Origin of the sequence: Streptomyces katrae (assembly GCF_002028425.1) — a bacterium.
Classification (GTDB): Bacteria; Actinomycetota; Actinomycetes; order Streptomycetales; family Streptomycetaceae; genus Streptomyces; species Streptomyces katrae_A.
In genome coordinates this window covers 805,949-829,954 of record NZ_CP020042.1, presented here as the reverse complement: position 1 = coordinate 829,954, position 24,006 = coordinate 805,949, and the positions used below count along the sequence as shown (strand labels likewise).

The 24,006-nt window shown below is 76.7% G+C and carries 12 protein-coding genes and 1 pseudogene; 3 read left to right on the top strand and 10 right to left on the bottom strand.

Translation table 11 applies throughout. The features are described from left to right. Positions 1–24: 24 nt before the first annotated feature. Both B4U46_RS03850 and B4U46_RS03845 read right to left on the bottom strand, forming a co-directional pair. On the bottom strand, positions 25–2,325 hold the full coding sequence (locus tag B4U46_RS03850) for an MMPL family transporter (RefSeq protein WP_159402068.1): 2,301 nt from the start codon (positions 2,323–2,325) through the stop codon (positions 25–27). A gap of 128 nt (positions 2,326–2,453) precedes the next feature. Then, on the bottom strand, positions 2,454–3,239 hold the full coding sequence (locus B4U46_RS03845; RefSeq protein ID WP_079424086.1) for a TioE family transcriptional regulator: 786 nt from the start codon (positions 3,237–3,239) through the stop codon (positions 2,454–2,456). Positions 3,240–3,319: 80 nt separating this feature from the next. Here B4U46_RS03845 and B4U46_RS03840 point away from each other — a divergent pair, with 80 nt between their 5' ends. After that, on the top strand, positions 3,320–4,555 hold the full coding sequence (locus B4U46_RS03840; protein ID WP_079424084.1) for an erythromycin esterase family protein: 1,236 nt from the start codon (positions 3,320–3,322) through the stop codon (positions 4,553–4,555). A 362-nt stretch (positions 4,556–4,917) separates the two neighbouring features. Here the strand turns inward: B4U46_RS03840 and B4U46_RS03830 are convergent. The 7 genes and pseudogenes from B4U46_RS03830 to B4U46_RS03800 all read right to left on the bottom strand — a co-directional run. After that, positions 4,918–6,186 (bottom strand): annotated as a pseudogene (locus B4U46_RS03830) (DUF6777 domain-containing protein); the annotation flags it as partial. A 199-nt stretch (positions 6,187–6,385) separates the two neighbouring features. Further along, a complete protein-coding gene (locus B4U46_RS03825; RefSeq protein WP_079424082.1) occupies positions 6,386–8,572 on the bottom strand; it encodes a hypothetical protein in 2,187 nt (728 codons plus the stop codon). Beyond that, entirely contained in the window at positions 8,569–13,533 is a 4,965-nt protein-coding gene (locus B4U46_RS38895) for a DUF5682 family protein (RefSeq protein WP_237292610.1), read from the bottom strand. The genes B4U46_RS03825 and B4U46_RS38895 overlap by 4 nt, the downstream gene beginning before the upstream one ends. Next, positions 13,530–14,684, bottom strand: coding sequence for an ATP-binding protein (locus B4U46_RS03815; protein WP_185117338.1), 1,155 nt, complete (start codon positions 14,682–14,684; stop codon positions 13,530–13,532). The genes B4U46_RS38895 and B4U46_RS03815 overlap by 4 nt, the downstream gene beginning before the upstream one ends. Positions 14,685–14,813: 129 nt before the next feature. Beyond that, positions 14,814–19,778, bottom strand: coding sequence for a DNA-binding protein (locus B4U46_RS03810; protein ID WP_237292608.1), 4,965 nt, complete (start codon positions 19,776–19,778; stop codon positions 14,814–14,816). Continuing rightward, positions 19,775–20,632 carry a DUF4132 domain-containing protein gene (locus tag B4U46_RS03805; protein WP_079424078.1) on the bottom strand — a complete coding sequence of 286 codons (858 nt, stop codon included), beginning with the start codon at positions 20,630–20,632 and terminating at the stop codon, positions 19,775–19,777. The genes B4U46_RS03810 and B4U46_RS03805 overlap by 4 nt, the downstream gene beginning before the upstream one ends. Before the next feature lie 218 nt (positions 20,633–20,850). Continuing rightward, positions 20,851–22,353, bottom strand: a complete 1,503-nt coding sequence (locus B4U46_RS03800; protein ID WP_079424076.1) for an MFS transporter — start codon at positions 22,351–22,353, stop codon at positions 20,851–20,853. A 169-nt stretch (positions 22,354–22,522) separates the two neighbouring features. Here B4U46_RS03800 and B4U46_RS03795 point away from each other — a divergent pair, with 169 nt between their 5' ends. Further along, complete coding sequence (locus B4U46_RS03795; protein ID WP_079424074.1) at positions 22,523–22,969, top strand: MarR family winged helix-turn-helix transcriptional regulator; 447 nt, start codon at positions 22,523–22,525, stop codon at positions 22,967–22,969. A gap of 9 nt (positions 22,970–22,978) precedes the next feature. On the opposite strand, the gene B4U46_RS03790 is transcribed toward B4U46_RS03795, so the two are convergent. Next, positions 22,979–23,473 (bottom strand): MarR family winged helix-turn-helix transcriptional regulator, encoded by a 495-nt coding sequence (locus B4U46_RS03790; protein ID WP_100864720.1) that lies wholly within the window; start codon positions 23,471–23,473, stop codon positions 22,979–22,981. Between the two features lie 120 nt (positions 23,474–23,593). On the opposite strand from B4U46_RS03790, the gene B4U46_RS03785 reads away from it, so the two are divergent. After that, a complete protein-coding gene (locus tag B4U46_RS03785) occupies positions 23,594–24,004 on the top strand; it encodes an organic hydroperoxide resistance protein (RefSeq protein ID WP_079424070.1) in 411 nt (136 codons plus the stop codon). The last annotated feature ends 2 nt before the right edge of the window (positions 24,005–24,006 follow it).

The following is a 24,006-nucleotide window of genomic DNA, read 5'->3' as shown; positions in this document are numbered from 1 at the left end:
GGAACGGGGCGGGGCGCGCCGGGGTCAGGGCGGCGCGGGGGCCGGGGCCGGGGGCGGCGCCAGTACCGCCCGGGTGGGGCAGATGCCGGCCGGAGGGGGCGGGGGTGGCGCGGGACGGGGCGGCGGGGGCCGGGGCGCCGGCTGCGCGCCGGTCAGCGGCCAGGGCGCCCACCAGTTCCAGGAGCCCGCCAGGCGCATCAGCGCCGGTACCAGGACGCCCCGCACCAGGGTGGCGTCGAGGAGGACGCCGAGGCCGGCGCCGATGCCGAAGAACTGCAGGAGGGAGACCTGCGAGGTGCCGAAGCTCAGCAGGGTGAACGCGAGCAGGGCGCCCGCGGTCGTCACGATGCCGCCGGTGCGGGAGATGCCCGAGACGATCGACGTGGGGTTGTCCTCGCCCGCCTCGTGCGCCTCCTTGATGCGCGCGAGCACGAACACCTCGTAGTCCACCGACAGCCCGAAGACGATGCAGAACAGCAGGACCGGCATGGTCGTGCTGAGCGGCCCGGGGGTGAAGCCCAGCAGGTCGCGCAGATGGCCCGACTGGAAGACCCAGACCATCGCGCCGAGGACGGAGGCGAGGCTCAGGGCGTTCAGCGCGATCGCCTTCAGCGGCAGCAGCAGGCTCCGGGTGAAGCCGAGCAGCAGGACGAAGGTGGTGAGGGCGATCAGGTACAGCGCCAGCGGGAGCCGCGCCCCCACCGTGGCCTTGGCGTCGACCAGGACCGCACTCGGCCCGCCGACGAGGACGGTCGCGCCGGCCGGGGCCGGAGTGGCCCGGACCTCGTGCACGAGCCGCTGCGCGGCGCTCGACCGGGGATCGCCCAGCGGCACCACGGAAAGCCGCTCCGGGCCGGTGCCGTCGGAGCCCGCCCCGGCCGGGGCGTCCTGAGGGGAAGACTGCGGGGCGGCCTGCGGGGCGGGCCCGGGTGCCGGCTCCGGCAGGCCCTGCCGGAAGCCCACGCCGGGCCCGGTCACCCGGGCCACCTGCGGCAGCTGCGACAGCCTCAGGGCGTAGTCGGCCCGCTCCGACGCGGACACCGCGCCCGTCAGCACCACCGTGAGCGGGCCCGCGCCCGCCGGGTCGAACTCCTCGCGCACCAGGTCGCCGGTCCGCCGGCTGGACGAACTCACCGGCAGCGCCCGGTCGTCCGGGGTGGCGAAACCGGCGTGCGCGAACGGGGCGGCGAGGACCAGCAGCAGGCCGATCACCGGCAGCGCCGCCAGCAGCGGCCGCCGTACGACGATCCGCGCAAGCCCCTCCCACAGCCGCGAGCCCGAGCCGCTGCGGGCCCGCCGGCGCCAGGGCACGGGCCAGGCGTTGACCCGTTCGCCGAGCAGCGTCAGCAGCGCGGGCAGCACGGTCACGGCGCTGACCGCCGCGATGGCCACCACGGCGATGCCCGCGTACGCGAAGGAGCGCAGGAAGTAAGGGGGGAAGACCAGCAGGGTGGCCAGGGCGGCGGCGACCGTCGCGGCGCTGAACCCGATGGTGTGCCCGGCCGTCCGCACGGTCCGCACGGCGGCCTCGCGCGGGAGGTGTCCGGCGGCCAGCTCCTCGCGGAACCGGGAGACGACCAGCAGCCCGTAGTCGATGCCCAGCCCCAGGCCGAGCGCCGTGGTGAGGTTCAGGGCGAACACGGACACGTCCGTGACGCCGCCCAGCAGGCTCAGCACGAGCAGGGTCCCGGCGATGGCCAGCACCCCGATCAGCAGCGGCAGCGCCGCGGCCACCACACTGCCGAAGACCAGCACCAGCAGCACCAGGGTGCCCGGCAGGACGACGGCCTCGGCCCGCTTCAGATCGGACTCCGAGATGTCCTGGAGTTCGGCGTCGACCATGGCCGCACCGCCGACGTGCACGGCCAGGACCTGTCCGGCGCCGCCGTCCGGGGTGCCGGTGCCCAGTTCCTCGCCCAGCCGCCTGGCGCGCTCGCCCAGCTGCTCGCCCTCGCCGTCCAGATGCGCCACCAGCATGGCCGCGCCCCCGTCCCGGCCGCGCAGCTGCGCGGCTCCGGGAGCCGCGGACCAGTACGAGGTCACCCCGCTCACGTGCGGTTCGGCGGCGAGCCGCGCGGTCAGGGCCTCGCCCGCGCGGCGGGCCGCCGGGTCGTCGACGGAGCCGGTACGGGCCCGTGCGACGAGGACCAGATTCGGTTCGGCCCCCGCGTGCTCGGCCAGGAGCCGGGCGGCGCGGCTGGACTCGGAGCGCGGATCGTCGTAGCCCTGGCTCTTCAGCCGGCCGGCCGCTCCCGCGCCGAACACGGCGGACAGGACGAGGAAGGCCAGCGCGGCGAGGAGCACGAGTCGGGGACGGCGGGTCACGCGGTCCCCCGCACGACGGAACATGATGCCTCCGGTCCGGACGGGTGCTCCGGCACCCGACGGTGCGCGGGGCGGTGGACTTCCACCGTGCCCGGGGGAGGGGCGGGGCCCGTAGCCCCGGCTGTTCGTTACTTGACAGGCTCCCGGAGGTACGCCTCAAGCTCCGCGGCCCCCGCCAGCAGGGCCCGTCCGCGGGCCGACAGCCGGGCCCGCCAGCTGCCGAGGGCGGCCTCCAGCGGCTCCAGCCCGCCCGCCGCCCGTACCTGCTCGGCCAGCGGGGCGATCTGCTCCAGCAGGTAGCCGCCCCGCCGCAGTTGGTGGGCGAGCCGGGCGTCGCGCACGGCGGCCGCGTCGTAGCGGCGGTATCCGGTCAGCGGATCGCGGGGCGGGCGCACCAGCCCGGCCGCCTCCCACTTGCGCAGGGTCGCGGGCCGGACCCCGAGCTCCCGCGCGAGGGAGCCGATGAACCGGCCGCCGGCCCCGCCGGCCCTCCCCCCGGCCTCCGGCGCCGTGTCCGCGCCCCCGCCTTTGTCTGTGCCTGTACCCGTCTCCGCGCCGGGCGGGGGAGCCAGGTCGCGCAGGGCCCGCTCCACGGCTTCGAGCGTGCGCCGGTCCTCCGCCAGCTGGGCATGGCTCAGGTCGATGAGGCGGAAGGCCTCGTCCACGGCTTCCCGGTTCACCGCCCGCATCACCGCCGTCGCCGTCGCGTGGCCGTGGCCGGGCACCAGCGCCAGGAACGCGGCCAGGGCCAGAGCGTGCCTCGGGGTGTAGGCGCGGTAGCCGTTGCCGCCGCGGGCGGCGGGCGGCAGGATCCCGGCCTCCTCGTAGTTCCTGACGGCCTGCGTGGACAGACCGTGCGCCCGCGCCAGGTCGACCGGCCTGAGCTTCCTGCCCCTTTGAAGGTTCTCTTCCACGGGACCGACAATACCGGCGGTGGTAGCGGGCAGAGCTTCGCCAAAGTTTCCACCGAAGGTTCAACGATAGCGTTGAAGGCATGGCAATCGACATCAAGGACACCACCCGTACGCTCGACGCCGCCGCCCTCATGGAACTGCTCGGGACCCGGCCCCGGCTGCTCGCCCTGGGCGAGCCCACCCACGGCGAGGAAGCCCTCCTCGAACTGCGCAACGACCTCTTCCGCCGGCTGATCGAGGAGGAGGGCTACCGGACGGTCGCGATCGAGAGCGACTGCCTGCGGGGCCTGGTCGTGGACGACTACCTTGCCACCGGCGAGGGCACCCTCGACGCGGTCATGGAGCAGGGCTTCAGCCACGGGCTCGGCGCCTCCGCCGCCAACCGCGAGCTCGTGCGCTGGATGCGCCAGTACAACGCCGCCCGGCCCGCCGCCGGCCGCCTGCGCTTCGCCGGCATCGACGGCCCGCTGGAGATCACCTCGGCCGAGAGCCCCCGGCGGGCCCTCACCGCCCTCCACGGCCTCCTCGCGGCATCGGTCGATCCCTCGCTGCTCCCCTGCGACGCCGACGCGCTCGACCGCCTGCTCGGCGCCGACGGACCGTGGACCGACGAGGGCGTGATGTGGGACCCGGCGCTGTCCGTCGGGCGCTCCGCCGCGGCCCGGGAGCTGCGGCTGCTCGCCGACGACCTGGTGGAGCTGCTCGACGAGCAGGCCCCGCAGCTGATCTCCGACACCTCGAGGGAGGACTGGGAGCGGGCGCGCCTGTACGGGCGCACCGCCACCGGCCTGCTGCACTACCACCACTGGACGGCCGACCGCTCGCCGCTGCGCTGGGCCCGGCTGTCGGGGGTGCGCGACCGGATGATGGCCGACAACCTCCTCGCCCTCACCGAGCGGGGGCCGGTCCTGGTCTTCGCGCACAACGCCCACCTCCAGCGGGAGAAGAGCAGCATGCGGATGGGCGGGGCACCGATGGAGTGGTGGAGCGCCGGTGCGCTGGTGGACGCCCGCCTCGGCCGGGAGTACGCCTTCGTCCCCACGGCCGTCGGCACGATCCGGCACCACGGGGTGGACACCCCGCCCCAGGACACGGTGGAGGGGCTGCTGCATGCGCTGCCGGAGGACCGCCCTCTCGTCGACGCCCGCGGGTTGGCCGCCGCCCTCGGTGGCACGCCGCCCGCACGGCGCGTCTCGCCCTGGTTCGGCTACGCGCCGCTGGACCCGGCGCACCTGACGTCGGTCGACGGGCTCGTGTACGTACGCGACCTCCCGCCGGAGGCCGGGCCCCGGCGGGAGGTCGGACGAGCGGGCTAGTACCCGGGCTGGTTCTGGTTCTGGTTCTGGTTCTGCTGGTTCTGGTCGGGGGCGGGCGGTTCAGCGGGCCGCTCGGTCGGAGGGGGCGGGGCCTCGGTGGGAGGCGCGGGGGGTTCCGGTGCCCGGGTGGGCGGCGGCGGGGTGACGGGTGCCTGGGTCGGTTCCGGGGGCGGTACCGCGGGCTTCTCGGTGACCGGCGGCGGGGTGGACGGCGCCCGGGTCGTCGGCGCCTGAGTGGTCGGCGGCTGAGTGGTCGGCGGCCGGGTGACCGTCCGTTCGGTGGACGGGGTCACGGTCGCCGAGGGGGGCGTCGGGGTCGGGGTCGGCGTCGCTTCGGCGGTGGGGGTCGGAGTGGGCGTGAGGGTGGCCGGGGTCTCGCTCGCCGGCGAGGGGGTCGTGGGCGTCGGCGTGGCGGGGGTCTGGGTCGCCCCGGTCGGGGTGGTCGTGGGCGTGCCGGTCGGGGTGGTCGTCGGCGGCTTCACGCCCGGGGTCTGCGTCGCCGGGGGCGTGGTGCCCGGGGACTTCGTGCCCGGGGACTCGGTGGTCGGCGTCCTGGTGCCCGGGGACTGCGTCCCGGGCGTCTGCGTTCCGGGCGTCTGCGTTCCGGGCGTCTGCGTTCCGGGGGTGTGCGTCCAGGGCGTCTGGGTCCCCGGGGTGTAGGTCGTCGGCGGGGGCGGCGGGCTCGTCGGCCAGTGCCGGGGCGGGGGAGGGGCCGGCTTGTCGTGGTGGACCTGGTCACCCGTGTACCGGTGGACCCACTGCTTGTCCTTCGGGTCGTAGATGACGAAGACGTTGATCACCGTGGTCGAGCGGTTGACGACCACCACGTTCTGCGGCTGGTACCCGGGCCAGCTGGGCCCCTTCTGCCGCGGCGTGCCCTGCTGCGGGACCACCCGGCTCAGCGGGTTGCCGCAGGCGCAGCGCACCTTCGGCTCCCCGTACTTGTCCACCAGCACGGCCGTGCCCGCCTGCAGCACGGACTGGTAGCTGGTGGCGACGCCGTTGCGGTAGCCGTGGTTGGTCACGCGGGTGTCCGAACGCAGCTGCACGGGCGTGAGCGACCGCAGATAGCTCGGGACCGAGGACTCCTGCACGCCCACGACCGAGGCGAAGGCACGGTTCCTGGCGGGGTCGGCCGACAGGTAGCGGACCTGCTTCTCCACGTCGCAGCTGGCGGTGTTGCGGGTGCCGCCGTAGAGGCCCGGCTCCGAGCCCGCCACGCTGGCGATGTTGTCCCGCTTGGCGGGAGCCGTGCTGGGGGCCGCCGCGGGCAGGGCGGAGGTGGTGTTCGCGGTCGACGGGGTGTAGGGGTCCACGCCCGCGTCGTCCGTGGGCTGGAGGATGACCTCCCCGGCCGAGGCCGTCTGGCTGCCGGGGCGGCCGAGGACCACGGCCAGGACCACGGCGACGACGACGGCGGCGGTGATCGCCGCGATCCGCGGCACGGACCGCCACCAGGGGCGGTGGCCGTCCCCGCCGGAGGACGGCGGCGGTCCGCCGGGACCCGACGGCGGGCCGCCGCCCGAGGGCGGGGGCGGTGGCGGTGGACCGCCCTGGTCTCCGGACGGGCGCCCGGAGAGGGGGCCGGAGGGCGGGCCGGTGGGACGCTCTGACAGCGGTTCGGAACTCACATTCCCCTCCCACCGGGCGGGCGCAGGAACGTGAAACTCGAACGGTGTGCATTTTTTATGCAATTTCATCCGAGTTTCACACCGTTAGGGCCCATTGTGTCCCCCGGCCCCATGGGGTCCGCAAGCCGAACGGCCTACGCCGGGCCCACGCCGGGCCTACGTCGGGCCTACGCCGGGCCCACGCCGGGCCCACGTCGGCCTACGCCCAGGAGGCGGCCACCAACGACCGCCGCGCCGCCGTCAGGTGCGCCGAGGCCGCCAGCCAGGCCCACGCGTACCCGTCGGCCGACGGGTCGGTGAGCCGGCCGAAGGCGTCCCGGGGCCGCCGGTCCGCCTCCGCGACGAGGGCGGCGGCCAGGCCGGCCGCCGCCGTGAAGCCGGCCCGGCGCAACGGCCCGTACCCGGCCTCCGGCTCGGGCGACCGCGCCGACTCCGCCACCGCACGGCGGCCGCCCGCGACCCCGGCCTCCAGCAGCCGCCGTACCCGCCACAGGGGCGAGTCGGCCAGCGGATCCGGACCCGGTGCGACGGGGCCCGGCGCGGCGGCGGGGGCCTCGCCGGTGACGTGGCCGCCCTGGAGGCGGTCGTAGCCGAGGTCGGCCCGGTCCCGCCACTCGGGCGGCAGCCGCAGCGTGTACCCCGCCCCGGGCACCGGCCCCACCGCGAGCGGCCGCAGCGTGGCCGCCCGGTCCGGGTCCGGGCGGCCCAGGACCCGCAGCGCCAGCCCCGGCCAGCCGGCCAGCCGGCGCAGGTTCGCGGTGTGCGCCAGCTCCGGGTGCGGGTGCGCGGGGAGCAGCCGCAGCAGCGGCGCGTCCGCCCGTACCGTGCCGTCGGGCGACAGCTCCCGTGCGAGGACGTGGTCGCCGGCCGCGCCCTCCACCCGGACGGCGCAGCCCAGCAGGCCGGGTTCGGCGTCCTGCGCGAGCAGCCCGGCGACGGCCTCGGCCGCCGGGCGGGCGAACAGCGCGGCGACCGGCTCCCGGTCCCAGGAGAGGCCCGGCACGGGCGTGGCCCGGACCCCGCGCCCCGCGCCGAGCCGCCCGTCGGCGGAGACCGTCGCCCCGGCGATGCGCAGGCCGCCGCGCGCGAGGCCGGCATGATCGAGGACCCCGCCGCCGAGGGCCACGGACGCGGCCCCCGCACCCCTGGCGCGGGCGAGTCCGCCGGGACGGACGTCCGACAGCGAGTAGGGCACGCCGTCCGCACCGAGGAGGTGGGTGACCACGCCCCCGTAGCCGGTCGCGGTCAGCACGGGTTCCCGGCACAGGCCGTGCACCCTCAGGCTGCCTCCCGACGCGTAGGCGCGGCGGCCGCTCCCGGTCAGCCCGGGGCCGCCCGTACCGGCCGCCAGCAGCGCGGCGGTGCGCAGCAGCGATTCGAAGGCGGCGGCCAGGTCGGCCAGCCGCTCCCCGGCCCTGCGCTCCCGCGCGGCCCGCAGCCCCCGCACCACCCGCAGCGCGGCGGCCTCGGCACCGGGCAGCCCGGCCACGCGCGCGGTGTGCGCGGCCCGCAGCAACTCGGCCTGCACGACGGCACCCCCGGCGGCCACCCCGGCCGCCAGCGCCTCGGCCCCCACGGCCCACAACCCGGCCCCGGCCCGCACCTGCGCGGCACTAGGCGCGCCCCCACCCCGACCCGCCCCACCCACGACGGTCCTGGCCTCGGCGGCCCTAGGGGCGGCGCCGGGGCTGCCTGGGCCGGGGGTGCCTGGGCCTGCGGCCCCAGCACCGGCACCCGTGCCTGCGGTCCCGGCTGGGCCTGGGGTGTGGGGCCGTCCGGTGGCATCGGGCTGCTCGGCGGCTCCGGCGCCACCCGGGAGGCCGTTTCCGGCCGGGCCGGTCCTTGTGGCCATTCCCGGCGTGCCGGCGGGTCCGGCGGCCGCGGTGCCGTGGCCCGGAGGCAACGCGTCCGCATGCGGGGCGGGGCCCTCGGCCGTGGTGGCCTCCCGCCCGGCAGCGGCGACCGTGCCGGCGGGCAACGGTCCGGCCCCGGGGTCCGGGTCCGGGCCGGATGCCCCGCCGGGCCCGGACCCCGCCTCCGACCATGAGGCCGACACCCCCGCGTCCTCGCCCGGCCCGGGCCACGGCAGCGGGTCCGCCACCGGGCACGCGGCCAGGACCGCCGCGCGGTGCAGACAGCGCGGCGCCAGGAGGCAGGTGCAGGCGGCCTGCCCGGCCTCCGCGACCGCCCCCGAGGGCCCCGGGCGCAGCGTCACCACCGCGTCCTCGCCGAAGGAGACGACGACGCTCCCGTCCGCCCCGGCCTCCGCACCGTCCCGGCAGCCCTCCACGGCCGCGTCGAGCCTCTTGCGCAGCCGGGCGCTCAGGGCCTCCACGGCCTCCGCCGTCACCTCGGCGGCGACGGGCGGCAACAGCGGGCTGGTCATCGGGCCTCCCCACGGAGTCGGTCGCCCACCCAGCGGGCCAGGGCGAGAGGGCTGAGCGCGGCCACCGGCATCCCGGCCGCGACGAGTTGCCGCGCCACCGGGACCGAGTACCGGGGCGCGCCGGAATCATCGAGCGCGGCGCAGCCCAGCAGATGGGCTCCGGACGCGGCCAGCGCACGGACCTCCCCGAGCAGGCCCCCGACCGGGGCGCCTTCCTCGAAGTCGCTGACCACCACGACCAGGGTGCGGCTCGGCACCGTGATCAGGGTCCGGGCGTGCGCGAGGCCCGCCGCGATGTGGGTACCGCCCCCGACGCGGACCTCCAGCAGGAGGGAGAGCGGGTCGGCGACCCGGCCGGTCAGGTCCACGACCTGGGTGGAGAAGGCCAGGAAGTGCGTGGACAGGGTCGGAACCCCGCCCAGCACGGCCGCCGTCAGCGCCGACCAGACCACGGAGGCCTCCATCGAGCCGGAGACGTCCACCACCAGGATCAGCCGCCAGTCCGCCTCACGGGACGCACGGGTGCTGAACACCGGCCGCTGCGGGACCACGACCACCCGTCCGTCGTCGAGGCGCCGCGTGTGCGCCAGGTTGGCCCGCAGGGTGCGTGCCAGGTCGAGCCGGCCGCCGGGGCGCCGGGTCGGGCGCGGGGTGGACAGGCCCGACAGGGCCGGGCGCATCCGGGTGGCCAGCTGCGCCGCCAGCTCGTCGACCAGCCGCTTCACCAGCGGCCGCAGCCGGGCGAGTTGCTGCTCGGGCATGCCGCCGGCCAGGGAGAGCACGGAGGTCAGCAGTTCCACGGAGGGCCGCACGGACGCCGGGTCGAGCTGGGCCAGTACGTCGGTACGGCCCGCGCCCGCCGCGTCCGCGAGCACCTCCTCCCGTACGTCGGCACCGAACAGCGACTCCAGCTCCTGCGACCACTCCCGGGCCGTCGGGAAGGACGGCCCGTCCCCGCCGCCGGGCCCGGACCGGCCGACGTCCCCGGAGCCCTCGCCGCGCCCCGCTCCGTACAGCTCGTCGAGGGCGCGGGCGTAACGGTGCGCCCCTGCGGGCAGCCGGTCACGCTGGCGCCCCAGCAGCAGCCGCCACCGGTCGGCGGCCGTCAGCCGCTGCCCGTCGCCGGAGCCGGCCCCTTCAAGGGCCGCCGCCTGCGCGGCCGTACCCGTCGGCCGCGCCGCACGGCTGCGGGCCACGGCTCCCCCGGCCGTCGGGGAGGGTCGCTGCGGGTGTCCGGGCGTCGCTGCTCGGGGGATCGCGCCGCCTGGTTGCGCCGGATCGATGGAGTCCACCGCGCCCGAATCCGGGTGCGCTGCCCCTCCGGCGGCCGCCGTACTGGTCTGCTCAGCTGTACCGGTGGGGGCCGCGTCTGCGGGGTTGGTGCCCGTCGGGTGCTCCGGTTGCGGTGAGGCCGCCGCTCCGGCGGCCGGCCCGTCTGGCTCGGGCCTGCCCGGGTGGGCTGCCCTTTCGGCGGCGGCCGTGCCGGTCTGCTCACCCGTACGGGTGGGGGTTGCGTCCGCGGGGTCGGTGGCCGTCGCTGCCGCGGCGCCGGTCGCGGTCGGCTGCGCCGTGGGCGCGTGCGCCTCCGCTCCCGCGGTCGGACTGCTCGGGTCCGGGCAGGTCGGGGGAGTGCCGTCGGCGGTCGAGCCCGTCGGTTGGGTCGAACGGGTGGGCAGCGGGAGTTCCTTGAGGGCTCCCAGCCCCGCCGCGTCGGCGGCGGCCCAGAGGGCGAGCAGGGCGGCCGGTGCGTCGAGGGTCAGGTCGAGCCGGTCGCCGAGGCGCTCGGTCACCGTGTCCAGCAGCCGGTCCCGCGCGGCCGGGGACAGCGCGTCGAACCCGGCCCGCAGCGCGGGCAGCCGCTGCAGGAAGGCCTCGTCGGCCAGGCGGTCCACCCGGTCCAGCAGCGGGGTCAGCGCGGCGGGGGAGGTCTCCAGCAGCGGCCCGGCCGCGGTCAGCAGCCCGGCGATCCGGCGGGCCAGGGTGCGCCGCCCGTCGGCCGTGGCGGCCCCGTCCACCCAGGCGGCGGCGCGGGCACCCAGCCCGGCGGCCGGGTCCAGGTCCAGCAGCACCCGTACGGCCAGCGCCGCCCCCCGCATCAACGGGCTCCCGCCCTCCGCGAGTTCCGCCAGGGCGGCGTCCATCCGCACCCCCAGCCGGCGGGCCGCGGCCCGGTCGGAGAGGGCCACCAGGGCGGCCGCGTCGGCGGGGTCGTCGCTGCCCGCGAGGCCGGGCAGCGACCGTACGGCGGTGTCCAGCAGATCGCCGGCCAGCGCCTCGGCGACGGCCCGGGCCCCGGCGGAGGCGCCGGGCAGGTGGCCGCGCCGCAGCCCCTCCAACAGGTCGACGGCCCCCAGGAGTTCCGCCACCCCGGCGGTCTGAGGCAGCACGGCGGCCGCCTCCTCCAGTCGTACGTCGACCAGTTCGGGCAGGTCGCAGCGTGCGGCGGCCTCCAGCCCGGCCAGTACCTGGGCGGCAGTCGGGCCGCCCTGGGCGGCCTCGCGGCGTGCGATGTCGCGCAGCGTACCCGCGGCCGCCTGGGCGGCGGTGACGCCGCGGACCCCCGCCAGGTCCAGGCGGGCCGGTACCGAAGGGGTCCAGGACAACCGCCACTTGCTGCCCAGGGCGGTGCCGTCGCCGGTGACGGCGACGTCCACGGGCTCGCCGTACGAGACCCCGCAGACCAGCAGGCGCCGGAGCAGCACCTCGCGGCGCCCGTCGAGCTCGGAGCGCAGGGGGTCGAGGCGTACCTCGCGCGGCGCCGGGTCCTCGGGGGACGGCAGCCGCAGGCCCGCCAACTCCTCCTCCACGGAGGGGCCGAGACCGGAGCGCGGGGCGTGCGGGGCGGTCCGGCCGCGGCCCGTTCCCACGAAGACGGCCTCCAGGGCGCGGGCCAGCGCCCGCCCCCGGCCGAGGGGTTCGCCCTGCCCGAGCACCGTGGTGACGGCCTCGAGGAGTTCGCCCCGGCCGGGTGCGGGGAGCCCGCGCAGCCCTGCCAGATCGCAGGCGAGCCGCAGGGTCTCGGCGGCCTCCCCGGTCCCGGCGGTGTGCCCGGCCCGGCGCAGCTCCCGGCACAGCCGCGTGAGCGCGGCCGAGGCCGCCTCCCGCAGCCGCACAGGATCCCCGCCGGCCTCGAAGACGGCCTGCTGCCACAGCGGATCCCGGATTCCGGCGGGATAGCCGGAGCGGGAGTCGAGCAGATCGTAGGAGTACGCGACGAACGAGGTCACCACCCCGTCCCCGGCCCCCGGCCGCGCTGACCCGGCGACGCCCCGGGCCCGAACGCCCGCACGGGCCCCGGCCGCCCGGCTTCCGCCCTCGGCCCCGTCACCCGGCTCGGACGCGGACCCGGTACCGCCTCGGCCCCCGGCAGCGCCGGAACCGTCTCCGGCCGGAGCTTCGGCTCCCACCCGGATCGAGCCGCCGGAGCCACTACCGACCCCGCCATCGCTACCGGCCTTGCCGCTGGCCTCCGTCTGGGGTCCGTCCTCTGTCTGGCCTCCGGCCTCGGTCCGGGGTCCGGTCTCGCTCCGAGATCCGCTCTCTGTCTGGGCGTCAGCCCGTGTCTGGCCGTCAGCCTTGGCCTGGGGCCCGGTCCCGCCCCGGGGTCCAGTCTCGGTCCAAGGCATGGTCTCTGTCTGGGCGTCGGCCTTGGCCTGGGCCTCGGCCTCTGATCCGGCCTCGGCCTCTGATCCGGCCTCGGCCTCTGATCCGGCCCCGGCCTCGGGTCGGGCCTCGGCCTCTGATCCGGCCTCGGCCCCACCCCTGCGCGGTCCTGGTACCGGGGTGCCCGTCAGCAGTGCCGGGGCGTGGAAGGCGCCGATCACCGCCGCCACCCGGCGGCCGCCCTCGCCGGCCGCCGAGAGGACGTCGCGCATGTGCGACTCCCGCGCCAGGTCCGTCGCCGGGACGGTGCCCGCGTCGGCGCGCAGGGCCCAGCCGACGCCGAGCGCGGCGCGGCGCACGGCCTCCGGGGAGCAGCCCGGGGCCAGGACCTCCACGGCCCGGTCCCACATGTCGTCCCCGTCGCGCCCGGACCCGGACGCGGCGAGCGCGTCCGCGTACGACCGCCGCCCCACAGCGGCACCGTCCCGGCCGCTCGGCACGTCCGCCTCCGCCGGGGCGTCCCCCGCCCGGGGCCCGCCGGCGGGTCCGGTCAGGTCCGCACCCGGCTCGTCGGCAGGCTCCGAGCCGCGCCCGACGACGGCCTCGGTGGGCCCGTTGCCACGGTCGGCACCTGGTCCGGTCGTAGCCGAAGCCGACGCGGCGGCAGGCTTCGTCCGGCGCCGGACGGCGTCACCGGCGGGCCCGTCGGCAGGGTCGGTACCCGGCGCCTCGGCAGGGTCCGCACCGCACCCGGCGGCGGCCTCGGCGGGCCCGTCGGCAAGGTCGGCATCCGGCCCGTCGGCAGGGCCCGTGCCTCGCGTGACGACGGCCTCGGCGGGCTCGTTGCCACGGTCGGCACCTGGTCCGGTCGCGGCAGGAGCCGACGCGGAGGCAGGCTCCGCCCGGCGCCCTGCGGCGGCCTCGGCGGGCCCGTCGGCACGGTCCGCACCCGGCCCGTCGGCCCCGCCGGGGCCCGGGCCAGCCGCCGCCGTCAGGGACCAGCCCCCGTCCGACAGGGGGAGGTCGCAGCACAGGACCTCCACGCCGTGCTCCCGCGCCCAGCGGAGGGCCGCCAGTTCCGGGGAGAAGTCCGCGAACGGGTAGAAGGCCAGCCGGCCCTCGCGGCCGAGGCCCGCCAGGGCCACCGGGGCGACGGTCTCCGGGTCGGCCAGGTGGCGCAGCCACGGCTGGAAGTCGGCCGGCAGTTCCACGCAGACCACCTCCGGGTCCGCGGCGTCCAGCAGCGCCGGAACCACCGCGGCCAGCGCGGGGCTGTGGTGCCGTACGCCCAGCAGGTACGGCGTGCGCGAGGCGGCCAGGGCCTCCACGGCCTTCCGTGGATCAGCGGCGAGCGTCAACGCAGGCTCCCGCGCAGGTCCCAGAGCCGGCGCCACATCGCCGAGCCGTCCTCGGCCCGGCGGCGCACCGGGCCGTCCCAGTAGCCCAGCAGCCGCCCGTGGTCGGCCGGGTCGTCCTTGCGGACGACGCCCAGCAGGTGCCCCGGCAGCAGGTCCAGCACGTCACCGCCCGGCAGGTACGCGGCCGCGACCCCCAGCGAGGCCGCCACCTGCACCGCCTCCGCCGTGGACATGACCGTTCCGGGCCGTTCCACGTCCCAGCCCTCCGCGCTGCGCCCCGAGCGCAGGTCCCGGAAGACGGTGACGAGTGCGTCGAGCACGCTGTCGTCCACCCCGAACGCCGCCCCGGCCCGCTCCACGGCGGCGACGGCCTGCCGGCGGATCAGCGCCGCCTCCGCGTCCGGGTCGGAGATCGGGCCGACCGTCTCGAAGTTGAAGCGCCGCTTGAGCGCCGCCGACATCTCCGAGACGCCTCGGTCGCGCAGGTTGGCGGTGGCGATGACGGTGAAGCCGGGGGCCGCCGAGACCACCGAGTCCTCCGTCGCCGTCAGCTCGGGCACGCTCACCCGCCGGTCGGACAGGATCGACACCAGCGCGTCCTGCACCTCGGGCAGACAGCGGGTGATCTCCTCGACCCGTACCACCCGCCCCGTGCGCATCGCCGCCAGCACGGGGGAGTCGACCAGGGCCTGCCGGGTCGGGCCCTGCGCCAGCAGCAGGGCGTAGTTCCAGCCGTAGCGGAAGGCGTCCTCGGTGGTGCCCGCCGTACCCTGCACGGTGAGCGCGCTGGTGCCGCACACGGCGGCCGACAGCAGCTCGGACAGCATCGACTTGGCGGTGCCCGGCTCACCCGTGAGCAGCAGCCCGCGCTCACCGGCCAGGGTCACCACGCAGCGTTCCACCAGGGCGCGTTCGCCGACGAACTTCGGCGCGATCACCAGCTTCGACGGCATCCCGGCGCGCCGCTTGGGCAGGGCCAGCTCCTCGCCGTCGCTGCCGCACACGAAGGTGACCACCGCGCGCGGGGTCAGCGCCCAGCCCGGAGGACGGGGGCCGGTGTCCTGGGCGGCGAGGAAGGCCAGTTCGGCGGCGTACCGCTCCTCGGCAGGCACGACCTGCCGTGCGGGTGCGGACGGTTCGGTCATGGTCATGGTCAAGTCCTCGTGTTCTCGGCTTCAGCCGTACGGAGGCTTCCGCCGTACGGAAAGGAAGGAGGGGCCCGGCGGGGGCGGGGCCGGTCAGGGCCCGCGCCCCCGCCGGGGCCGGTCACGGGCGGCGGCTCAGCGCCGCCGGCCCGTGGTGCGCTTCACCTTGAGCTCCTCGAAGCGCGGCACGTCGCCCTCGCGGACCCGCGCCCACGCCCGGCGGTACAGCTTCGCGACCGGCTCGGCGGGCACCAGCACGCCCAGCACCGGCCGGCCGCCCGGAGCCACGCCGTACATCGGCAGCTTCCACTGCTCGACGGGCAGCGCGGGCGAGTCCGGCTCGGCCCACGGGCCGGGCAGGAACAGGGAGCGCCCGGCCCGGCCGCGGGTGGCCGACACCACCAGGTCCGTGGCGGCCAGCTCCGCGCGGGCGGCCTTCAGCCGGGCCGGCTTCCAGCCCGTCCAGCGGGCCGTGTTCCGGTCGGTCGGGTCGGGCATCGCGAGCAGCGCCAGGTACAGGACGGCCGCGTCCGCGCCGAGCCCGTACTCCGCGGACACCTCCGCCACCAGCTCCGGGACGCTGCGGCCCGGGTCCTGCGGCCACCAGGTGCCCTCCACGTCCACCGCGCCCGCCACCGGCGCTCCCGGGTCGGCGAGCAGCGCCGCGAAGCCCGGGTCGTGGGCCAGGCGCAGCGCCGTCTCCGCCGAGGAGGGCAGCTGTTCGGTGCCGCGCAGCAGCGGCAGGTACGGGTCGGACCCGGTCGAGTCCAGCAGCGCCGTGCGCAGCGCGGGCAGGGGGTGGCCGCCGTGCGTGGGCAGTACCACCGCGCCGTACCGCTCGTACCCCTCCGCGGTCTCGGTCGGGGTGCCGGCCGCCTTGCGGAAGTCGGGCAGGCTCACGTAGTGCCCGACGCTCAGCAGCAGGTCCGGCGAGGCCAGCCGCTGCCGTACGGCCGTCAGCGCCGGCGGCAGGCAGGACCGTACGGGGTGCCCGGCGGGCAGCCGGTGCGCGAGCCAGGCCGCGAAGCCCACCGACGCCGTGAGCACGGCCGTGTCGAAGGGGTGCCCGCCCGGGACCACGGGCTCGGCGCGGTTCCCCTTGACGGTCCAGGCGGTGTCGGCGGACAGCACCGGGGACGCCGCCGCGTCCAGCAGCGCGGGCAGCGCCCGGTGCGCCGACCACGCCGGGCGGACCTCCTTGGCGGCGTCGGCGAGCAGCCACTCGGGCACCGGCGTACGGCGGCCCGCGCGCCGGTTCCACACCCGCGCGGCGGCCTCCGCGTCCGGTCCGTGCGTCCACAGCCGCGCCGGGTCGGCGGGCAGCAGTGCCGCGACCAGCTCGCGCCGCACCTCGGGGGAGAGGTCCCGGAGGTCGTTGCGGGCGGGCGCCGCGTCCGCGGCCTTGACCCCGAGGACCCCGCGCAGCTCGGCGGGCAGGAAATTGCGGTCGTGGGTGTCCACGTACGGCAGCCCCGCCAGCACCAGACGGGCCATGGCCGCCGACACGCCGGTCAGCCGGCCGAACTCCTCGGCCGCCTCCGGGAACCACGGCGCCGGGCCGCGCTCGGTGGCCTCCTTCAGGAACGCCGCCAGCCAGCCGGCCCCGCGCTCGCGGTCGCCGACCGTCACCGCCTCGCCGGCGCCGGTGTAGGGCGCGGGCACCGCGAAGGCGCCGGCCGGGTCGTGCAGCAGCGCGTCGAACTCGCGCGCCCGCTCGTACTCCCGGGTCTGCTCGTTCAGCGCGAGCACCGCCCCGCCGCCGAGCGGCACCACCGCGCGGTGCCGGCCGCCCTTGCCCCGCTCCCGGCCGTCGGCGCCCAGCAGGTGGCCGGTGTCGATCCGTACCGTCAGGCGCCGCCACCGGGCGGCGGAGGTCTCGGCCGAGGCCAGGCCGAGCGCCTCCACCTCGGACAGCGCCCGGCACAGGTCGGCCCGCTGCTCCTCGGTGGTGCCGGTGACGACCGCGCGGTACGCGACCGCGGCGGGTGCCTCCAGGAGCAGCCCCGCCCAGGGGAACGAGGACTGCGCCAGCTTCGGCAGGTCCACGTGCAGCCGTCCGGGCACCGCCTCGGCGGCGGTGTCGGCGACGGCCGTCCCCAGCGTCCGCAGCAGCACGAACGTCGCGTCGAGGTCCCCGCCGAGGTAGCGGTGGTAGGGGTTGCCCGTCAGCCCGTGCAGGGCGGCGTCGAGCAGCTGGTCGGAGGGCCCGCGCACGGCGCGCGGCCGCGGCGGGGCCGCCGGGCGGCCGGCCAGCGACTGCGCGACCCCGGCCAGGGCCTTGCGCTGGACCAGCGCGGCGCGGACCGCGTCGACCACCCCGGCGATCAGCACGGGCTCGCCGACCGCGGGCAGGGCGGAGCGCACCAGCGCAGGCAGCTCCTCGCGCTTCTCCGCCTCCCCGGCCGCCTTCAGCAGCGCTCCGGCGGCCGCGCCGTCCAGTGCGCGCAGCGCCGCCGAGCCCTCGGGGTCGCGGGGGCGCAGGCAGTACCAGTGGGTGAGCGGCGGGAGTTCCGCGCCGCCGGCGGCGAGCGGGGCGCCGTGGTGGCTCGCCGTGACCCGGGCGGTGACGGCTCCCTCGGGGTCGCGCAGGGACAGGGTCCGCCAGTCGCTCGTCACGGCGCGGGGCCGCTCGTCGCCGGGCAGGCGGACCGCCGCTTCCGGCCTGGCGCCGCCCTCGGGGACGGTGACCCGGCCGCCGGTGGTGTCGGAGCCGTGCCAGCCCCGGCCGGGCACGCGCACGGCGCGCCAGCCCAGCAGGCCGTCTTCGGAGGTGCCCAGGACGGAGCCCTCGACGGCGGGCGCCGGCCGCAGCCAGTTCTGGCCGACGTTGTCGGGCAGGCTGCTGCCGCCGGGGTGGTCGCGCAGGGCTTCGGAGAGGAAGGCCGGCATCGAGCGACGTCCCGTCGCCCCGGTGGCGGGGTCGTACTCGGCCCAGCCCCGGCCGCCGGGCTCGCCGTCGCCGTCCCAGGCCCAGTACGAGGTCCCGTCGGAGATGACGGGCCGTTCGGCCGGGATCCGGCTGTCGCCGCGGTGCAGCACGCCGAGGCCGGTGGTGCGGCCGCCGCCGGCCAGCGGCAGCGAGGCGTGCCCGGAGCGCATCTGCCAGTACGTGGCCGAGGAGTCCAGGGTGAGCACGTCGTCGGGGGCGCTCAGCCAGTAGCCCTCGACGGGGCCGTTGTAGGTGGCCCAGAAGACGAGCAGGTCGCCGTCGGTGTAGTGGAAGCCGGTCTGGCGGTGGTTGCCGGAGGGTACCCGCAGGTCGTGCGTGAGCACGGTGGAGTCGGCGTCGAGGACCCGCACCTGCGTGGAGTTGGCGACGATGACGTACGGCCAGGCGTCCATCACGGTCAGGTGGCCGCGGCCGCGGCCGGGCGTCAGCTCGCGGACGGCGCTCTCCCAGGCCGGCCAGACCAGTTCCTCGAACAGGCCGCCGCGCAGGGTGCGGGCGAGGACCTCGCCCAGGTCGGCGGCGGCGGCCCTGCCCACCTCCTCCGGGGCCAGCGCCAGGGCCTCGGCGGGCAGCCAGGTCAGCCGGCGGATCGCCTCGGGCAGGTCGGGCAGGGCCGAGGCCGTGGACTCGGCGGCCACCTCGCGGACCCACTCGGCGATCAGCGGGCTGCTGCCGGGGGTGACGGCGAGCCGGCGCACGGTCTCGCGGCCGCCCGACATGTGGCTGTTGAACCGGTTGAGGGTGCGCAGGAAGGCGGGGCGCAGCCGCTCGTCGGCGCACAGCGCCACCAGGTCGCGCGGCTCGGCGGACCGGTTCCACTCCTCCAGGCCCATCAGGGCCCGGGGGCCGTCCTCGGGGTCGGCGACCGGAAGCCCGAGGGAGAGCAGCAGGTCGAGCAGGTTCACGTCCTGGAGGCCCAGGCGCAGGCCCTGCTCGCGGCCCGGCAGGGCCAGTTCGGCGCGCAGCCGGCCGGCGCAGCGGGTGACGAGCTCCAGCAGGGCCGGCACGGCGGGCGGGTTGCCCCAGCCGGCGTACCGGGCGGTGTGGAAGCGCTCCAGCCAGCCCGCGGTGCCGTCGGGGGAGCGCTGCTCCTCGGGCACGGTGTCGTCGGCCAGTCCGGCGGTGGCGCCGGACTCCTCCAGCACCTCCAGCCACATCACGGACAGTTCGCCCGCCTCACCGGTACCGCCCGGCACCATGCCGAGCAGGGTGCCCCGTACGGACGGCACCCCCCGGGCCAGGGCGATGAGCGCGGCGCGGTGGGACTTCCACCAGCCGGCCGCCGCCCGCAGGGTGGCGGGCAGCGGCAGCAGCTCGGCCAGGTATTCCTGCTCGGGCAGGTTGCCCTTCAGCCCGGCCGCTCGGGCCAGGCGCCGCAGCTCGGTCGTGGCCTGCGCGGACGGCGGGAGCCCGCCCGAGGTGCGGCGGACGCACAGGCGGCGGAAGCGGGTGAAGGCCTCGGCGGGGGAGACCCGCTGGGCGAGCTCCTTGCCGTAGCCGGTGAGCACCTTCACCGGCAGGGCGCCGGCCAGGGCGAACTCCAGGAAGACGGCGTCGAGGCGGTCCTCGTCGACGGCCAGGCCGTAGCGGGCCTCGGCGGCCCGGGCCCGGCCGAACAGCTGGGCCGCGTACGTGGTGTTCTCGACGGCGAGGAAGACGCGCGCGGCCTGCTCGTGGAAGACGGGCAGGAAGTGCGGGAGGGAGGCGGCGAGCCGCTCGGCGATCTCGGTGCAGGCGTCGAGGGCGGCCTTGGGCTTGGTCTTCGCCTGCCGGGCCAGCCGGTCCAGCTCCGGGACCAGGGCGAGGGCGTGGTGCCCGTCCTCGGGGTGGTGCACGAGCACCCACTCGGGGAAGCCGAGCGCCTGCCGGCGGCCGAGGCCGACGACGGCGGGCTCGCCGTCCGGTATCAGGCCCAGGAAGCCCGCGGCGAGGTCTTCGGCGGCGCCCAGCTCGGCCGCGGCCAGCCGGACGACGACCCGCTCGTCCCCGAGCGCCGGGTGACGGTACGTCCGGGCGGTCAGCGGGACGGCCCCGGGGCCCGCGTCCGCGGTGTCCTCGGGCAGGACCGCGCCGGCGGCGAGGAGTCCGGCGCTCGTGCTCCCCGCGCCGGTGTCCGTACCGGCCAGTGCCTCGGTGGTGTCGGTGCTCATGCGTTCCCGCCCTCCTCGATCTTGCGCCCGGCGTACAGCGCCGCGGCCATCCGCATCCCCTCGGACCAGGCCACCGGTCCGACCTCGCCGAGCCGGACGGCCCGGCCCTCCTCGTCGTGCCAGCTCAGGGCGCCGGTCTCCGACTCGTCCTCCCAGTAGGGCTCGCCGATCCACACGGCCGCCTCCACCGCCCGCCCGGTGTCGCGGACCCGGCAGGTGGCGTAGCCGCCGGAGACGCGGTAGCCGAGGCCGGTGGCGCGGGCCGCGAGGCTGAACCGGGAGGGGAACTTGCCGCCCGCGTAGTCCCGTACCTCGGTGGCGGAGGCCTTGACCTCCTCGGGCCGGGTCCAGGTCGCCCGGTGGATCTGCTCCACGCGCTGGGTGATGTCCAGCTCGGCCGCGAACTCCCGTACGTCGTCCAGGTCGGGCAGCAGCACCGGGTGCGGCAGGGTCACCGTGCGCGGGGAGAGGCGTACGGTCTCGCCGTCGAGGTTGACCACCTTGAGCTCGCCGGCGTCGGTGGCGTCGCGCAGGAAGCCCACCTCGTCGGGGTCGGCGTCACCGACGACGGCCAGGTCGCGCAGGGCGGCCTGCCAGGCCTCGTCGCGCCAGACCCGGGCCAGGAGGGCGGTGGGCACGGGCAGCGAGGAGACCATCCAGGCGTCCACCTGGGCCACGCAGGCGGCCTCGTGCCGGTCGAGCCATTCGGCGAGCCGGCGCAGCCGGTCCACCTCGGGGTGGTCGCGCAGCGCCTTGGGGACCGTCTTCAACTGCCGCCCCGCGGGCCGCCGTACGGCGACCCGCCCTTCCACGAGGGAGACCTCGTACCCCTCGTCCAACGCCAGCCAAGCCATCAGCCGTGCCCCTCCGCCTGTCCGGAAACCGTCTTGCGCAGCCCGGAGGAAGGCTTCAACGCCTGCTGGGCTGCGGTATGTCGGGAGACTAGCGAGCCCCACTGACAACGCCTCGCCGCGGGTGTGCACCCCCCGTCGCCGAGTGGCGTTCCGGGCCGGAAACGCCGCTGCCCCCGGTCCGTGCGGGACCGGGGGCAGCGGGCGGGGCGTAGGTGGGGTCAGCGGGCGGAGGCGGTCTCCGCGGCCTTCTGCGGAGCGGCGCTGGCGGCGGCCCCTCCGACGACGCGCGGGCCGTGGCCGGAGCGCAGCCCCAGCCAGCTGATGACGGCGACCAGCGCGAACGCGGCGGCACCGATCCAGAAGGTGAGGGTGAACCCGGACTCGGCGGGCAGCGGCGGAACTCCCTTGGGAAGGTGCTCGATCGTCTTGGACGCCAGGATCGTGGTGACGATGGCGCTGCCGATCGCGCTGCCGGTGGAGCGGGAGATGGAGTTGATGCCGTTGGCGATGCCGCTCTGGTGGTGCGGGACGCTCGACATGATCACGGCGGGCATGGCCGCGTAGCCGAAGCTGACGGCCGCGCCGACGACGACGCCCGCGCCGATCACGGAGGCGGTGTGGCCGTGGTCGAGAGCCAGCCACCCGAAGCCGGCGGCGCCGAGCGCGGCGGCGACGGCGAGGGCCAGGCGCGGCCCGCGGTGGCGCACCAGCTGGCCGCCCACGGGGGAGGCGAGCAGGGAGACGATGGCGCCGGGCAGCAGGAACTGGACGGAGGCGCGCAGGATGGAGGCGTCGAAGCCGTAGCCGGTGAGCTTCTGCGGCATCTGGACCAGGTAGGAGACGCCGAGGAAGTTCGCGAACATGCCGAACCCGACGAGGATGCCGGCCAGGTTGGCCATCAGCACCGGGCGGTGCACGAACATCTTCATGTCGACGAGCGGTTCGGCGACCTTGCGCTCGACCAGGACCCAGACGGCCGTCATGACGGCGGCGCCGGCGAAGCTGCCCAGGGTGCGGGCGGAGGACCAGCCCCACTCGTGGCCCTGGGAGATGGGCAGCAGGAGCAGCAGCAGGGCGATGCCGAGGGTCAGCGCGCCGAGGAAGTCGGTGCGGCCGCCGGTCTTGTGACGGGTCGCCGGGACCAGGAAGACGACGGCGAGCAGGGCCAGCGTGGCGAAGCCGGTGGCCATCCAGAAGGCGTTGCGGTAGTCGGCGTTCTCGCCGGAGGTCAGCAGGCCGGTGGCGACCAGCGCCAGGCCGCTGCCGAACGCGAGGGTGCCGCTGACCAGCGCCATCGCGCCGGGCAGCTTCTGCGGGCGGACCTCCTCGCGCAGGACGGAGAGGGCCAGCGGGAAGATGGCGGTGGCGGAGCCCTGGAGCACCCGGCCCAGGATCAGCAGGGGCAGCGAGCTCGCGAGCGCCGCGACCACGGAACCCGCGACCATCACGCCGAGGACGGCCACCAGGGTGGGCTTCTTGCCGTGCTGGTCGCCGAAGCGGCCGAGCAGCGGGGTGAAGACCGCGGCGGACAGCAGGGTGGCGGTGGTCACCCAGCTGACGTTGGCGGTGGTGGTGCCGAGGTCGTTGCGGATCAGGCCCAGGATCGGTACGGGCAGGGTCTGCATCATCGACACGACCATGGCGGCGAGGCTCAGGGCGAAGACGATGACCGTCTCGTTCCTGCTCCTGCCTTCTGCGGGGGCGGATGCGGCGGAGCTCATGGCTGCGGGGACCTTCTCAGTGCTTCGGTGCTTCGGAATCCTGCGCCCGGTTGTTTGAGGACGCAGATGTTTCATGTCATCAAGTACTTCCCCGAAGGTAGCCAGAGATGCTTAAGGTGGTCAAGTAAAAGGTTGATAATGTCAACGATCCTCGAGTAGGGTCCGAGCCATGAGCACCACCGCGACGCACCGCCCCGCCAAGCTGGAACTGCTGGAACTGCTCGCCGCCATCGGCACGGCCCAGTGGCGGGACTTCGCCGCCGCGGCCGCCCGGTACGGGCTGACCTCCACCCAGGCCAAGGTCCTGGCCCAGCTCGACGGCCCGGTGCCCATGCGCGGCCTGGCCTCCCTGCTCGCCTGTGACGCCTCGAACGTCACGGGGATCGTGGACCGGCTGGAGGCGCGCGGGCTGGTGCGGCGCGAGCCCGAGCCGAGGGACCGCCGGGTCAAGAACGTCGTCGCGACCGACGAGGGCCGCGAGACCATGCGGCGGGTGCGCGAGGAGATGCAGGCCACGCACGGGGCGCTGGACACCCTGGACGAGACGGAGGGTGCGACCCTCTACGCCCTGCTGGAGCGCCTGCGCCCGGCGATGGAGCGCCGGCCGGAGGCCTGAGGCCGCGGCTCAGTCCTGGGCGACGGAGTCCACGGCCGCGTCCAGGGCGGCCGTCAGGCGGCCCAGGCGTTCTTGCAGCTCGCGGATCTCGGCGAGCTCGAACCCGGTGGCCCGCGCGATCCTGCGCGGCACCTCCGCGGCGCGCTCCCGCAGGGCCGCGCCCTGCTCCGTGAGCACCGCGTGCACGGACCGCTCGTCCTGCGTGCTGCGCTCGCGGCGGACCAGTCCGGCCGCCTCCAGCCGCTTGAGCAGGGGGGAGAGGGTGCCGGAGTCGAGCCGCAGGTGCTGCCCCAGCTGCTTGACCGGCATCGTCCCGTGCTCCCAGAGCACCAGCATCACCAGGTACTGGGGGTAGGTCAGCTCCAGGTCCTTGAGGATGACCCGGTAGAGCCCGCCGAAGGCGCGGTTCGCGGCGCCCAGCGCGAAGCAGATCTGCCCGTCGAGGCGGAGGAAGTCCTGGTCGCGGAGGGTGTCGCCGGGCTCGGTCATGGGCTGCTCCGTCATGGGCGCCAGTCTACCCGAGCCGCCTTGTAAGCGATTGAGTTGTGCACAACTGAATTGTGTGCTCTATTTGTGGTCGAGGGCCGGCCACCGGCCGCCCCGCCCCTCTGAAAGGACCTCCCGATGGACGCGCTGTACACCGCCGTCGCCACCGCCAACGGCCGCGAGGGCCGCGCCGTCAGCTCCGACGGCCAGATCGACCTCGCGCTCGCCATGCCCCCGGCGCTCGGCGGCAACGGCCAGGGCACCAACCCCGAGCAGCTCTTCGCCGCCGGGTACGCCGCCTGCTTCGCCAGCGCGCTGGGCCTGGTCGGCCGTCAGGCCAAGGTGGACACCGGTGACATCTCCGTCACCGCCGAGGCCTCCATCGGCCAGGACGCGACCGGCTTCGGCCTCGCCGTCACCCTGCGCATCGAGCTCCCCGAGTCCCTGGAGGGCGAGACCGGCGCCCTGCTCGTCAAGCAGGCGCACGAGGTCTGCCCGTACTCCAAGGCCACCCGCGGCAACATCCCCGTCGAGCTCGTCATCGAGTAACC